Origin of the sequence: Faecalibacterium prausnitzii, assembly GCF_049532945.1 — a bacterium.
GTDB classification, from domain to species: domain Bacteria; phylum Bacillota; class Clostridia; order Oscillospirales; family Ruminococcaceae; genus Faecalibacterium; species Faecalibacterium prausnitzii_N.
In genome coordinates this window covers 693,207-706,808 of sequence record NZ_CP186691.1, presented here as the reverse complement: position 1 = coordinate 706,808, position 13,602 = coordinate 693,207, and the positions used below count along the sequence as shown (strand labels likewise).

Annotated in this window: 12 protein-coding genes; 5 read left to right on the top strand and 7 right to left on the bottom strand. The window is 59.9% G+C overall.

Annotated elements, in window-relative coordinates:
* Positions 1-195: 195 nt before the first annotated feature.
* Positions 196-1,851: a putative manganese-dependent inorganic diphosphatase gene (locus ACNQFG_RS03565; protein WP_423406028.1), complete on the bottom strand. Its 1,656-nt coding sequence runs from the start codon at positions 1,849-1,851 to the stop codon at positions 196-198.
* Positions 1,852-2,071: 220 nt separating this feature from the next.
* Between ACNQFG_RS03565 and ACNQFG_RS03560 the strand changes: the two genes are divergently transcribed.
* The 3 genes from ACNQFG_RS03560 to ACNQFG_RS03550 all read left to right on the top strand — a co-directional run bounded on the left by ACNQFG_RS03560 (position 2,072) and on the right by ACNQFG_RS03550 (position 5,215).
* Positions 2,072-3,427: an MATE family efflux transporter gene (locus tag ACNQFG_RS03560; RefSeq protein WP_423406027.1), complete on the top strand. Its 1,356-nt coding sequence runs from the start codon at positions 2,072-2,074 to the stop codon at positions 3,425-3,427.
* 83 nt (positions 3,428-3,510) lie between these two features.
* A complete protein-coding gene (locus tag ACNQFG_RS03555) occupies positions 3,511-4,287 on the top strand; it encodes a hypothetical protein (RefSeq protein WP_423406026.1) in 777 nt (258 codons plus the stop codon).
* Positions 4,288-4,561: 274 nt separating this feature from the next.
* Positions 4,562-5,215 carry a hypothetical protein gene (locus ACNQFG_RS03550; RefSeq protein WP_423406025.1) on the top strand — a complete coding sequence of 218 codons (654 nt, stop codon included), beginning with the start codon at positions 4,562-4,564 and terminating at the stop codon, positions 5,213-5,215.
* A 51-nt stretch (positions 5,216-5,266) separates the two neighbouring features.
* Here ACNQFG_RS03550 and gluQRS read toward each other — a convergent pair whose 3' ends face one another.
* The 3 genes from gluQRS to ACNQFG_RS03535 form a co-directional block, all read right to left on the bottom strand.
* Positions 5,267-6,211, bottom strand: coding sequence for a tRNA glutamyl-Q(34) synthetase GluQRS (gene gluQRS / locus ACNQFG_RS03545; RefSeq protein ID WP_423406024.1), 945 nt, complete (start codon positions 6,209-6,211; stop codon positions 5,267-5,269).
* Entirely contained in the window at positions 6,208-7,518 is a 1,311-nt protein-coding gene (locus ACNQFG_RS03540; protein WP_423406023.1) for a M18 family aminopeptidase, read from the bottom strand. Before ACNQFG_RS03540 ends, gluQRS begins: the two co-directional genes overlap by 4 nt.
* Positions 7,519-7,633: 115 nt before the next feature.
* Positions 7,634-9,175: a PTS transporter subunit EIIC gene (locus ACNQFG_RS03535; RefSeq protein ID WP_423406022.1), complete on the bottom strand. Its 1,542-nt coding sequence runs from the start codon at positions 9,173-9,175 to the stop codon at positions 7,634-7,636.
* A gap of 256 nt (positions 9,176-9,431) precedes the next feature.
* On the opposite strand from ACNQFG_RS03535, the gene ACNQFG_RS03530 reads away from it, so the two are divergent.
* A complete protein-coding gene (locus tag ACNQFG_RS03530; protein ID WP_423406021.1) occupies positions 9,432-10,034 on the top strand; it encodes a hypothetical protein in 603 nt (200 codons plus the stop codon).
* 53 nt (positions 10,035-10,087) lie between these two features.
* Here the strand turns inward: ACNQFG_RS03530 and ACNQFG_RS03525 are convergent, their stop codons facing one another.
* From ACNQFG_RS03525 to ACNQFG_RS03515, 3 genes are all read right to left on the bottom strand, one after another.
* The gene (locus ACNQFG_RS03525; RefSeq protein ID WP_423406020.1) at positions 10,088-11,212 is read right to left on the bottom strand and encodes a DUF362 domain-containing protein; all 1,125 of its coding nucleotides are present in this window, start codon (positions 11,210-11,212) and stop codon (positions 10,088-10,090) included.
* Between the two features lie 173 nt (positions 11,213-11,385).
* The gene (locus ACNQFG_RS03520; RefSeq protein WP_423406019.1) at positions 11,386-12,054 is read right to left on the bottom strand and encodes a hypothetical protein; all 669 of its coding nucleotides are present in this window, start codon (positions 12,052-12,054) and stop codon (positions 11,386-11,388) included.
* 36 nt (positions 12,055-12,090) lie between these two features.
* Positions 12,091-12,921: an undecaprenyl-diphosphate phosphatase gene (locus ACNQFG_RS03515; protein ID WP_423406018.1), complete on the bottom strand. Its 831-nt coding sequence runs from the start codon at positions 12,919-12,921 to the stop codon at positions 12,091-12,093.
* A 248-nt stretch (positions 12,922-13,169) separates the two neighbouring features.
* Between ACNQFG_RS03515 and ACNQFG_RS03510 the strand changes: the two genes are divergently transcribed.
* Positions 13,170-13,583 carry a potassium channel family protein gene (locus tag ACNQFG_RS03510; RefSeq protein ID WP_423406017.1) on the top strand — a complete coding sequence of 138 codons (414 nt, stop codon included), beginning with the start codon at positions 13,170-13,172 and terminating at the stop codon, positions 13,581-13,583.
* Positions 13,584-13,602: the final 19 nt, after the last annotated feature.

Genomic DNA, 13,602 nt, shown 5'->3' with positions numbered 1-13,602 from the left:
GCGCATCTTCCGGAACGATCTGCACACGAGCCGCCGCAGGCTGTGAAAATTCATCCCGAATTTACACAATTTCACCACGATTTTGTGTTATGCTTCTTATAAAGAAATGAAAAAGGCATCGCAGGCTGAACTCCCACTCAACACAATGCCCCCCGGAATGCAGGCTTCCGGGGGGCTTCGTGTTTGTTCGGGGTTTTACAGCTCCTGATAGGCGGTCATCAGCGCCGGGATGAACTGCTTTTTGCGGCTCACCACACCGGGCAGGGTAAAGCTGCCGTCCTCGGCAGGCTGGGTCTCAAAGCCGTCCGAGAGCACCTCGGAAGCATAGCGGCCATCGCTGATGACCACGCTCTCCTCCTTGGGCACGTCGGTGAGCAGCATGTAGATATCCTCCACGTTCTGCTTGTTGCGGGCTTCTTCCAGATAGGGGCGCAGCAGATTTTCGGCGGCAAGCAGGTTCTTGCGGGTCATGTAGCTGCCCTGTGCCACGCCAAAGCGGATATCGCCGCACATGAACACCTTGAAGTCCTGCAGGAACACCTCCTCGGCGGTCTTGCCGTCCAGCTTTTCGCCTGCTTCAAACATCTCGCTGGCAAACTCGTCAATGTCCACACCGGCAATTTTTGCCAGACGCTTTGCAAGGGCCTCATCCAGCGGGGTGCAGGTGGGGCTGCGGAACACCAGCGTATCCGAAAGGATGGCCGCCAGCAGAAGGCCTGCGATCTGCGGCGGGATCTCCATACCGTTCTCGTCGTACATCTGGGTGATGATGGTGGCCGTGCAGCCCACCGGCTGGTTGCGGAAGTACACCGGGCCGCTGGTCTCCAGACTGCCGATGCGGTGGTGATCGATGATCTCCAGAATTTCGGCCTGATCGAAGCCCTCCACGGCCTGGGTGGCCTCGTTGTGGTCCACCAGGATGATGCGGCGTTTTTGCAGATTGATGATGTTGCGGCGGCTGACCATACCGCAGTATTTGCCGTCCTCGTCGAGGATGGGGAAATAGCGGTGGCGCACCTTGGCCATCACACGGGTGACGTCTGCCACCGGGGTGACGAGGGTGAACTTCATGATGTCGCTGCGGGTCATATAGTAGGAGATGGGAGCGCACTGGCTGATGAGCTTACCGGCAGCATAGGTATCCACCGGGGTGGTCATGATGGCAACGCCGGTCTCCTCGGCAATGCGCTGGATGGTGCGGCCCACCTTGGCGTTGTTGCACAGGATGAGCAGAGACGCTTCCTTCTCGATGGCGCACAGCTGGCTTTCGTAGCGGTTGGTCAGGATGACGATGTCGCCTTTTTCCACGGTATTTTCCAGCATTTCGGGCGTGGCGGTGCCGATGCGGATGTGGCCGGTGGTGCACACGTCGTCCTCGCGGCCCACCACCATGGTGCCGCCCAGCGTTTCCAGAATATTGCGGTAGGTGGTCTGGCTCTTGGCCAGGATGCCGGTGTCGAACACGTCCATGTTGGCTGTGGCGATATCCTTCACGGTGATGACACCCTCCAGCTCGTTGTCCGCATTGGTCACGGGCAGGGTGTCGATCTGCTTGTCACGCATGATCTCCCACGCCTTGCGCAGGCTGGTGGAGCCGGGGATGCCGGGCATCTCGCGGTAGTCCACATCGCGGATCTTGGGGTTCACGTCCGTGCACATACGCGGGGGCTTTACCCCGAACTTTTTGAGCACGAACTCGGTCTCCTGGTTCATCTTGCCTGCACGGCGGGGCTCACAGACCAGATCACTGGTCTTGTTTTTCAACTCTGCATAGGCAATGGCCGAGCAGATGGAATCGGTATCCGGGTTGCGGTGGCCGATCACGACCACCTTATGGGCTGCTTTTGGCATAATCTTTCCTCTCTCTATGGAATCGTTCATTCATTTACCTTCTTCTGTGCTGCACACAGAAGTCCGGTTTCATTCTATCACATCCCACCGCAGGGGTAAAGGGAACCGACGGCACTTTGTTTCTTAAAATTTTGCGAGGTTCTTGGATACAACATCTTGATTTTCCTGCGATTCCGCGTTATGCTTAGTTCTATGACATTCCGGAGCAAGAGGAGGAACTATGACAACCACAACAACCAAGCCGCTGTTTACCCGCAAACAGCTCATTGCCCTGCTGCTGCCGCTGATCGCAGAGCAGGCGCTCAGCGTGACCATCGGTCTGGCCGACACGCTGATGGTCTCCTCGGTGGGGGAAGCCGCTGTTTCCGGCGTGAGCCTTGTGGACTCGTTCAACGTGCTGATGATCCAGCTGCTCAGCGCCCTTGCCACCGGCGGCGCGGTGGTCACCAGCCAGTACATCGGCCACCGGGAACCGAAGAACGCCAAGGCCGCCGCCGCCCAGATCCTGTTCATCATGATCTCGCTCAGCGTCGTGGTCGCCGCCGTGGTAGCGGTAGGGCGGCACGGCATCCTGCGCGGCATCTTTGGCTCCATCGACGTGGACGTGATGCGCTATGCCGAGACCTACTTCCTGCTCTCGGCCCTGAGCTACCCGTTCATCGGCCTGTACAACGCCGGTGCGGCCCTGTTCCGGGCGCAGGGCAACAGCAAGATCAGCATGATGTCCAGCCTTGTAATGAATGTGGTGAACATTGGCGGCAACGCCGTGCTGATCTACGGCTTCAAAATGGGCGTGATGGGTGCCGCACTGGCCAGCCTTGTGTCCCGGATGATCGCCTGCTTTGCGGTCATCTACCTGCTGGAAAAGCCCGGCTGCCTGCTCCGCATTGAGCACCTGACCGACCTGAAGCCCGATCTGCCCCTCATCCGCCGCATCCTGCGGGTGGGCATCCCTGCCGGTATTGAAAACGGCATGTTCCAGATCGGCAAGCTGTCCGTTTCCAGCCTGACCTCCACTCTGGGCACCGCCGCCATTGCGGCCAACGCCGTGGCGGGCAACATCACCACCTTCCTGAATGTTCCGGCCAACGCGGTCGGCATGGCAGTGCTCACCGTCATCGGCCAGTGCCTTGGCGCAGGCGAAAAAGATCAGGCCAAACACTACGCCCGCCGCTTCCTTCTGGTGGCCTATGCAGGTGCCTGGATCATGAACCTGTCGGCCTTCTTCTTCCTGAACCGCATCACCCTGTCCTGGTTCAACCTCTCCCCGGAGTCCAACGCCATGGCGCTGGAAGTGATGGTGTGGTTCAACATCGTTTCGCTGTTCATCTGGCCTTCCAGCTTTACCATGCCCAACATTCTCCGCGCCGCCGGCGACGCCACCTTCACGATGACGGTCAGCGTCTTCTCCATGTGGGCCTTCCGGGTGGGCTTCTGCTACCTGATGGTCCTGGGCCTGCATCAGGGCAATCTGCTCAGCATCTGGGGCGGCATGTTCCTGGACTGGCTGTTCCGCTCCCTCTTCTTTGCCATCCGCTTCTTTAAGGGGAGCTGGCTGGAAAAGAAAGTCATCTGAGCCTGCGCTTCCGGATTGCTTTCCTGCCCGAAAACGTGTAGAATAGAAAGCAGGAAACGATTGGATGAAAAGGAGGCGCTCTGATGAAACATTCTCTGACCGCACTTTTGCTCACGCTGGCACTGTTCTGCTGCCTGCTGACCGGCTGCGGCCCGACGCCCGATGTTCCGGGCGGCAGCGAAGGCAGCAACGGCTCTTCTTCGGGCAGCACCAACTCCGGCACCGAACCCGATGACTCAAACAGCGGCGGAGTCTCCGCCCCGAAATTGCAGCCGTCCATTGTGATGGAATCGTTCAGTGCCTATCACGATGCAGCCGGTGAGGACGTTGCGCGTTGTGTTTTCCGGGCGACCAACCCCAATACGGCATACAGCGTTTCCCGTGCACGTGTCGACCTCACCCTGAAGGATGCTGCCGGAAATGTGCAGGAGACCACGTATTTCATGCTTCAGACCATCGCACCGGGCGATACGGTCCGCTTTGCCTATACCTACAAATGCAAGAAGGGTGTTCCGGCCAGCGCGGCCTACACACAGCCCAGCACGACCGCTTCCAGCTTCCAGCCTTCTGCGGAGGCTGTCCGTTCTTCCGACCTTCATGCTGTCGTAACGGGCCATTCCACGACTTCCGGGCTGAATTATACAGTCATTTCCGGCACGGTGCGCAATCTGAGCAAATACACCTGCAACCGCACCCGTGTATCGGTCATTCTGAAAAAGAACGGCAAAGTCGTTTCTTCTGACTTTGTCCTGCTTACGACTCCCATTCCATCCGGAAAGGAAAGCTCTTTCTTCATTTCCCACGCCAGCGATATCGGGTTCGACCCCGCTGAGACCGAAGTCGTTGCCATCCCCTGGTAATATCTGTTTTTCCGGCCAGCCGCGCAAGCGGCTGGTTTTTTTGTACCCTTTTGCAGGAAAATCCGGTTCTGGATCGTATTCCTTTCAGAGAGGGCGGTTCCGGAGCCGTTCTCTCTCCCCAAATTTCCCATGTCGCACAAATTTTTCACAGATATTTTAGAGAAGTTGTCCTGTTTAGGGCTTGTTTTTGCGCGATGACCGGCGTATAATGAGACGCTGCTAAGAACTTTAAGAAGGCTCTGCCCTCCAACTCCAAACAAAGGAAGTGTGTTCCATGCGAAACTGGTTTTCCCGCCATCCCATCTGGTTCATGGCGTTCTATCTTGTGTTTTATCTCTCGGTGTTCCACTGGCTCGAAGTCAACATCACCGTGCCGGAAGTCTGGGTCCACTGCCATCTGGATGACCTCATCCCCTTCTGCAAATATGCGGTCATCCCCTATTTTGCATGGTTTCCGTGGATCCCGTTCACCCTGTTCTTCCTTCTGTGGAAGGCACCCCGGGAGGACTTCTGGCGGCTCTGCCTGCCGCTCTTCGCGGGCATGACCATCGCGCTGGCGGTCTATGTCATCCTCCCCAACGGGCTGGACCTCCGCCCCTACCGCGTCTACGGTTCGGACATCTTCGCCCGGATCGTCCGTCAGCTCTACTCCACCGACACTGCCACCAATGTCTGCCCGTCCATCCATGTGTTCAACTCGGTCACGCTGATGCTGGCCTATCACCGCTGCCGCATCTTTGAGCAGCCCCGGTTCCGCTGGATGCGCCCGGCCGCTGATGTGCTGTGCATCTCCATTGTATGCTCCACCATGCTGCTCAAGCAGCACAGCTGCATCGATGTGGTCATGGGCATCCTGCTGGCCATGGCAGTGGACAGCGCCGCCTCCTCGCTGGAGCGGAGCGAGTACCGCATTTTGCAGAATCCCTGAGCTTCATACAGCAAAAAAAGCACCTGTGGCGCAGGTGCTTTTTTTTGCTGCTTAAAACAATCCTTCCGGCAGGCAGATGTCGTGCCGGGGGACTTTTTCCCATGAAAAGTCTGCCACGAGGCTTTCCGGTGTGCGGGGCGCAGGCTCCGGCTGCAGGCCGTAGGCGTAGGCAAGCTTGCCCACGATCTCCTGCGCGGTATACTTTTCCCGCAGGTTTTCCAGACTCTGGTCGCCATCGCGCTTGGAGAGCCGCCGCCCATCCGAGGCCAGCAGCAGCGGGCAGTGGGCAAACCCCGGTGCCTGCAGGCCCAGCAGGCGGTACAAATACAGCTGCCGTGCCGTGGACGAAAGCAGGTCTGCACCGCGCACCACTTCGGTAACGCCCATGCGGGCATCGTCCACCACCACGGCCAACTGATAGGCGAACACGCCATCCGCCCGGCGCAGGTAGAAGTCACCGCAGTCCCGCAGCAGGTTCTCGCTGTGGGGGCCCATGCAGCCATCCCGGAAGGTGATGACCTCATCGGGCACTCTGAGCCGGTAGGCCGGTGCCTTGACCCGGCTCTTTTCCGCGATCTGGGCAGGCGTCAGATCCCGGCAGGTGCCCGGATAGACCACGTTGCCGTCCGAGGTATGGGGCGCGCTGGCCGCGTGCAGCTGGGCGCGGGAGCAGAAGCAGGGGTAGACCAGCCCCTGCGCTTCGAGCATCTGATACGCACGGGTGTAGATCTCCGCGCACTCACTCTGGTAATAGGGGCCGTTCGGCCCGCCGGTGCTGCCGCCCTCGTCCCACGCAAGGCCCAGCCAGGCCAGGTCTTCTTCCAGCAGGTCTGCGTATTTCCGGGGGCAGCGCTCGGCATCCAGATCCTCAATGCGCAGCACGATACGCCCGCCCGCATGTCTGGCGCTGAGCCACGCCAGCAGGCTGCAGGCCAGATTGCCAAGATGCAGCCGCCCGCTGGGGCTGGGTGCAAACCGCCCGACGACCGGGCTCACAGGCCCAGCTTCCACTCGCCATCCTTCGGCTGAGAGATGGGGGTGTTATAGAATTCGGCCACGGCCTTGGCCATGTACTCGGCGTCGATGCAGCTGGCGGTCTCCATGGAAGAGTGCATTGCCAGCTGGGCCAGACCGATGTCCACCATCGGGATCAAAATCTGGTGGCCCAGCAGGTTGCCCAGCGTGGAGCCGCCGGGAACATCGGCGCGGTTGGACGCGAACTGCACCGGCACACCGGCCTTCTGGCAGATGGCGCTGAAGGCCGCACCGGTCAGGCCGCTGGTGGTGTAGGTCTGGCGGGCGTTGGATTTCAGCAGGACGCCGCCGCCCAGCGTGGCCGGATGGGCGGGGTCGCTCTTTTCGGGGTGGTTGGGATGGGTGGCGTGGCCGTTGTCGGCGCTCAGCAGCAGGCTGTTGGTGCAGGCGCGGATGCTCTGCTCACGGATGACGCCCAGCTTTTCTTCGATGCGGGCCAGCACATCGGCCATGAGGGTGCCCTGTGCGCCCTGACGGCTGGAAGAACCGACCTCTTCGTTGTCGAACATGACCCAGATGTCGCCACGGCCTTCCTCTTCGCCGCGGCCCTGCAAAAAGCCCCACAGAGTGGTGTAGGCACACTCCAGGTCGTCGATGCGGCCGGACATGAAATACTCGCCCTTCAGGCCCACGCGCACGGCCTGCTCACAGGTGCAGAGCATGAGGTCGCTGTCGAGGATGTCTTCGGCCCGGACGCCGGCCTCCTCGGCCAGCACCTGCCGCAGGGTGGTGCCCGCCGCACCGAAGATGGGCTGCAGATCGACCTGCGGGTTATAGTTCTTCCCCTTATTGACCTCGTGGTCAAAGTGGATGCAAAGGTTCGGGATGCAGGCCAGCGCACGGTCCGGATGGACGAGAATGCTCTTCACGCCGTTCTCCGTCCGGACAAGGATGCGGCCCGCCACGCTCAGGGGACGGTCCAGCCAGGTGGGCATGATCATGCCGCCGTAGCCCTCGGTCTCGGCGCGGGCAAACACGGCGTCCTTGCCGCCGTCCAGCTCCTTGATCTTCCAGGTGGGGGAATCGCTGTGGCTGGCCGTGACATGCCAGCCGGTCAGCTCCCCTTTGGGCATCCGCCAGGCCAGCACCGCCGAACCGTTGCGGGTGGTGTAGTATTTTCCGCCGGGCACCAGCTCCCAGGCTGCGCTTTCGGGGCGCTCCTCATAGCCGTTGGCCTCCAGAATGGCCGCTGCTGCGGCGGCAGAGTGAAAGGCGCTGACGCCTTTGTTCAAAAAATCAAACAGACCCTCTAGTTCAAACTTCTGCATCTTGGGTTCTCCTTCTGTTTCTTTTACGCTTCAGCCTCTCCGCCGCTCCCCGCATCGCGCGGCGATGCCGGAGAAGTCTGCTCCAATTATAGCCGCTCCGTTTCCAAAAAGCAACTCAGACCGCCGCACACTGTTCCAGCTCCCGGTCCACGGCCCGGCGCACCCGTGCTGCCTGCAAGCCGCAGACCAGCTGCAAATAGGGGCCGTCCTGCACCAGCCCTTTATGGGGCATGGCCAGCAGCGCCGCCGTATCCAGCCGGTCGGGATCTTTCACGGTGATGCGCAGGCGGGTAAAGCAGTTGTCCACCGTGCGGATGTTCTCCCGCCCGCCCAGCGCCGCCAAAAGCCGCCGGATGCCTTCCGGGTCGATCTGCCGCGCGGCTGTTTCCCGCTCCGGTGCCCGGCCGGGCGTGGGCAGGTCGAACACACGGATGATGACCGAAAAGACCACCACATAGGTCAGGATCTCCAGAACGCCCAGCAGGTAGAGCAGCGGGACGCGATGCATCTGCTGCGGGGCGGCGCTCAGGTTGAACACCAGCGAACCCAGCAGGTTGGAGGTGAACGCCCGGACCTGCAGCGCATTCAGCAGGACCATGAAGCCGCCTGCAAGGGCCGCATGGAGCACCCACAGCACCGGCGAGACGAAGCAGAACAGGAAATCGACCGGTTCGGTGATGGACGCCAGCGACGCTGTGACCGCCAGCGGCAGGATGGCCGCAGCCGTGCGCTTCCGGCGCTCCTTTTTGGCAGTGAGGATGAACGCCGCCGCGATGCCCAGATAGCCGAACGTTTTGGTGAAGCCGGTGTACATCCACACGATGTCATCGGTCAGGGGCAGGCCGTAGGAGTATTCCGCCATCGTGACCATATAGGCTCCCGTGTAGGTCACCGAACCCACAGTCATGGAACCGCCCAGCTGCGAGAACTGGAACGGCATATACACCAGATGATGCAGCCCTGTAGGGATGAGCAGCCGTTCCAGGAAGCCATACAGAAAAATGCCCGCATAGCCCGAAGCTGCGATCCAACCCGTCATGGCGCGGATGCCCTCCTGCAGGGGCGGCCAGACAAAGCAGACCGCCATCCCGAACGCCGCCGCAAAAGCCGCGATGCACAGGAACGACCACCGCAGACCCGAATACACCTGTGTGACAAGCCCGGTGAACTGCGTTTCGCAGGTGCAGTCAAAGATCTTCGCGGCGGCAAAGCCCAGCAGGATGCCGCCCGTCACACCGGTGTCCATGACCTGGATGCCCAGGATGCTCGTCTGACCCGTGGCGGCAAGGCCGGTCAGGCCGTCGGACTCGGCTAGGCGGCCCAGGATCTCCAGTGTCGTGTGGTTGGCCGTCAGGAAGACGAGATAGGCCATGAGGGCCAGCAGTGCGGCCTCCTGCTTTTCGGTGCGGGTGCGCGCAGCGGCGATGCCCACGCAGAGGAAGATGCTGAGGTTGTTGACGATCACCATCATGCTGTTGTACAGCAGCCCGCCCGCAAGGCGGATCGGCGTCCAGTTCAGCACCGGGAGCAGCTGGCGCAGCGGGCTGCTGGTGAGCAGTGCGCCCACCACCAGCAGCAGGCCCGCCGCCGTCAGATAAGACAGCGGGTCCAGAAGCGCCTGCGAGACTCCTTCGAGCTTTTGCAGGAATTTCTGCACTTGTTTGTCCTCCTTTCCGGCACGGCACACCGGCCAGCTCATTTTATTTTACGAATGAATTATACGATACAGCGCAAAAATTGTCAATCCTGCCCGAAGGCAAAAATTACTGTCAAAGTTTGTACAATTTGCACAGGACGGGTTGAAATTCGTCCTGCACACGACAATTGACAACCGCGCAGCGGAACAGTATACTAGAACTGTACCCAGAGACTCCCCGGCTTTGGCCGGGAACCGATAAAAGGAGGAACACGCTATGATCCGCAACCGTATCCTTTCCCTGCTGGTGTGTGCAGCCCTGCTCGCCTGCCTGCTGGCCGGATGCAGCACTTCGTCCGGAACCGACGGCGGCGATGCCGCTTCGTCGTCCAGCTCCGCTGCTTCCAGCGAGAGCATCCCTTCTTCCACGACGCAGGCCAACACCGGCAAGCTGACCCCGAATCTGGATGAGAGCGACAACTCCATCTTCTCCCCCGCCTCCACGCAGGACGCCTTTGCGCCCTGCCTGGGCTGGGGCCCCGGCGTTTCGGGCTGTTCGCTGAAGTCGGTCATCGCGGCGGATTCCCTGCTGAGCTGGGCCGAGAACGGCAATCTGGCCATGCAGACCACCGATGTCATCGAAGACGCCTATACCGAGTGGTACGACAGCCTCTCCACCGATGAACAGGACAGCTTTGCAGACGCCTGGCCCCTCATCAAGGAGGACGCCAACGCCCTGCTGACCGACACGTCCAGCATGACCGGCCGCATCGAGGATGCCGGCCTGAACGCCAAAGAGCTGCCCGACTGCTCGGAAGAGAACTGGCAGGCCCTGCAGGACGTCATCGACGCCCTCGTCCCGGCATCCAGCGAATATTAAGTCCAGCAAACAGAACGAGCCACGGCGAAACGCCGTGGCTCGTTTGCGTTATCTCAGACCTTTTTCAGGGTGTACCGGCGGGTGCCCATGCCGATCTTTTCGGCCTGATCCAGCGTGGCCTTCCACTCGATATTGGGGTTGGAATCCTTGAAGTTGTCGTGGTGGCAGTTCCAGCCGGGCTTTGCAAGGTTCTGGCCCAGCTGGCTGTTCGGCAGCGGCTGTGCATTCAGGCAGGCGTCCGCGCAGGCCTGATCCAGCGCCACCGGGTCAAAGGACGCAAAGATGCCGATATCCGGCAGGATGGGAGCATCGTTCTCGCAGTGGCAGTCGCAGTTGGGGCTGATGTCCTGCACAAGGCTGATGTGGAAGGTCGGGCGGTCATAGCAGACTGCGGCGGCGTATTCGGCCATCTTGCGGTCCAGCATCTCATTGGCGCTGTCGCACTGGGAATAGATGGCGTCAAAGTTGCAGGCACCGATGCAGCGGCCGCAGCCCTTGCACTTGGTCTGGTCAATGACGGCCTTGTTGTTTGCATCGTAGGTAATGGCATCGGAGCCGCACTCCTTGGCGCAGCGGTGGCAGCCGCGGCACAGGCTCTGCTGCACCTCCGGGTGTCCGGCGGCGTGCTGTATCATCTTGCCCGCGCGGGAGCCGCAGCCCATGCCGATGTTCTTGAGAGTACCGCCGAAGCCGGTGGATTCGTGGCCCTTGAAATGGGTCAGGCTGATAAAGATATCCGCATCCATGATGGCGCGGCCGATCTTTGCCGTCTTGCAGTATTCGCCGTTCGGCACCGGCACCTCTGCCTCATCGGTGCCGCGCAGACCGTCCGCAATGATGACCTGACAGCCGGTGGTCATGGGCCAGAAGCCGTTCAGCTGGGCACAGGTGAGGTGCTCCAGTGCGTTCTTGCGGCTGCCCGGATACAGGGTGTTGCAATCGGTCAGAAACGGCAGACCGCCCTGCTCCTTGCACAGGTCAGCCACCACCTTGGCGTAGTTGGGGCGCAGGAATGCCAGATTGCCCAGCTCACCGAAATGCATCTTGATGGCAACGAATTTGCCATCCATATCAATGTCCTTGATGCCGGCAGCAATGCACACGCGGCGCAGCTTGTCCAGCAGGCTGGTGCCCACGGGACAGCGGAAATCCGTAAAGTAAACAGTCGATCCTTCCATTGCAGTCTCCTCTTGTTTTGGTTGAATCCTGCGGCGCTTCCCCGCCGCCGGGGTCTCTCTTATGTTTTCTATGTTCTCAGTATAGCACAGCCGGTGGATGGGTGCAATTCTGCACAGCAAAGATCCCCGCCATGGAGCTGCTGCTTCCACTGCGGGGACATTGCTTTATTGCCTCAATAACGCTCCTGCAGTTCTTTCACCCGCTTTAGTTCTGCGACCTTGGTGTACTGCTCCGGGAACCCGGCGATGTTCATCTCGCCGGAATCGAACGAGCTGCTCATGCTGTCGATGCGGAGAACGACCTCGTTTTCCATGAGCGTTGTGCGGATGTACTTTAGCTCCGCTCCATCGAAGATGCAGGTCGCGACCAGCTGATCTCCGTCGTAGAGCTGCTCACAGTTCTCGTACCAGTCATCAATCAGTTCTCGTGTCAGCGTCACCGTTCCGCTTCCGCCGGTCGTCAGAATCTTAGCCACATGAAGCATGCCTTCCCCACTGGACATTTCCTCGGTATAGGTCTTTTCATTCACGTCCAGTGTGTAGCAGGTCATGCCCTCTTCCCGCTGATAGAAATCATACGAATTTCTCACCGCATGGATCTGTACGCGGTTGGAACCCAGGTCTGCATAGAGTTCTCCTTGGATCACCTTCCACCAGATATCCGACGTGTAGGTAATCTTGATCCGCCCATTTCGAAGCCCACTAAAAACAGCTGCTGTCCGGCTGTTTGCATAGGGAATATGCGTCGTATCTATTTCCGGCGGCAATTCCTCGCATGCTGTAAACACAAACAGCGAAAGCAGCAGCACCGCCAGAAGACCCCATTTTTTCATCCTGCTCACCAGAAGACCTCCTTTGTCTGAAACGATCCGGTTTTCTTATGCAATGGCGCTGACCGCAGCAACGGCCAGCACGATGATGCCCAGCACGATGCGGTAGGCACCAAAGAACTTGAAATCGTGGCGCTTGACGTAATCCATCAGGAAGCGGATGGCGGCAAGGCTGACCACGAAAGCCACGACGCAGCCCGTGACGAGGACGGCGACCTCCGACCCGGTGATGGCTGCGCCGGAAAGGGCGAACTTGACCACCTTGAGCAGGGATGCGCCCGCCATGACCGGGATGGCCAGATAGAAGGTGAACTCTGCCACACAGGCGCGGGACAGGCCCAGCAGCAGGCCGCCCACGATGGTGGCACCGGAGCGGGAGGTGCCCGGAATGATGGCCAGACACTGCCACAGGCCAATGATGATGGCATCGCGGTAGGTGATCTGCTCCAGCCGGCTCACGTGCGGCGCGGCGCGGCGGTTCTCCACAACAAAGAACAGCGCGCCGTACAGAATGAGCATCGCGGCAACCGTGATGTAATTGTAGAAGTGAGCTTCCATCCAGTCGTCCAGCGGGCTGATGACCAGCACGGGCAGGGTGGCAGCCACCACCTTGAACCAGAGCTGCCAGACTTCCGGCTTGGACGCCACCCGGCCGTGCCGGATGCCAAAGGGCCACAGCTTGCCCCAGAACAGCACCACCACGGCCATGATGGCACCCAGCTGGATGACCACACGGAACATGGACATGAACTCTTCGCTTGCGTTGAATTTGATGATCTGTTCCAGCAGGATCATATGACCGGTGGACGAAATGGGAAGCCACTCGGTAATGCCCTCCACAATGCCCATCAGGATGGCTTTCAATATTTCAAAAAACATTTGGTTCCTCCTGTGCAGCGCAAAACGATGCGCTGATCTTTTGTCGATTTCGGACTCTCCGTTCAGTATACCATACTATGCGGTCTTCCGCACGGAAATTTTCAAATTTTTACAGTTCCGCCCCGGTGACAGCTTCTCTATTTATCTGTGCCGGGAAATATGCTATACTGAGGGCAGCTCCATTTCCCCTTTGTGGGACCATTTTGACGCAGGATCTTCTGCGTTCTGAAAACAGCGAGGTATCATCCATGAACATTCTTGTCATCGGCTGCGACCAGGTAGGTGCCGCCCTGGTGCGCGATCTGGAACGCATCGGCCATGATATCTCGCTGATCGAAAAGGATCCCGAACAGCTCAAGCGTCTGGATGCCTTTGACGACTACAGCTTTGGCGGCACGGCTCTGGTGGGCGACCCCACCGACCCGGATACCCTGCGGCAGGGCGGCATTGACAGCTGCGATGCCGTGGCCGCTGTGAGCGAGGACGACTCGGTAAACCTGATGGCGGCACAGATCGCAAAAAGCATCTTCCGCCGTGAGAAGGTGATCTGCCGCGTGTCCGACCCGCACCTGCAGGTGCTGTACCACAAGGTCTACGGGCTGGAGACCATCTGCCCCACCATCCTCACAGAACAGGCCGTGTTCCGCGCACTGGCAAAGTAAGGCCTCTCCGGCCGTTTTG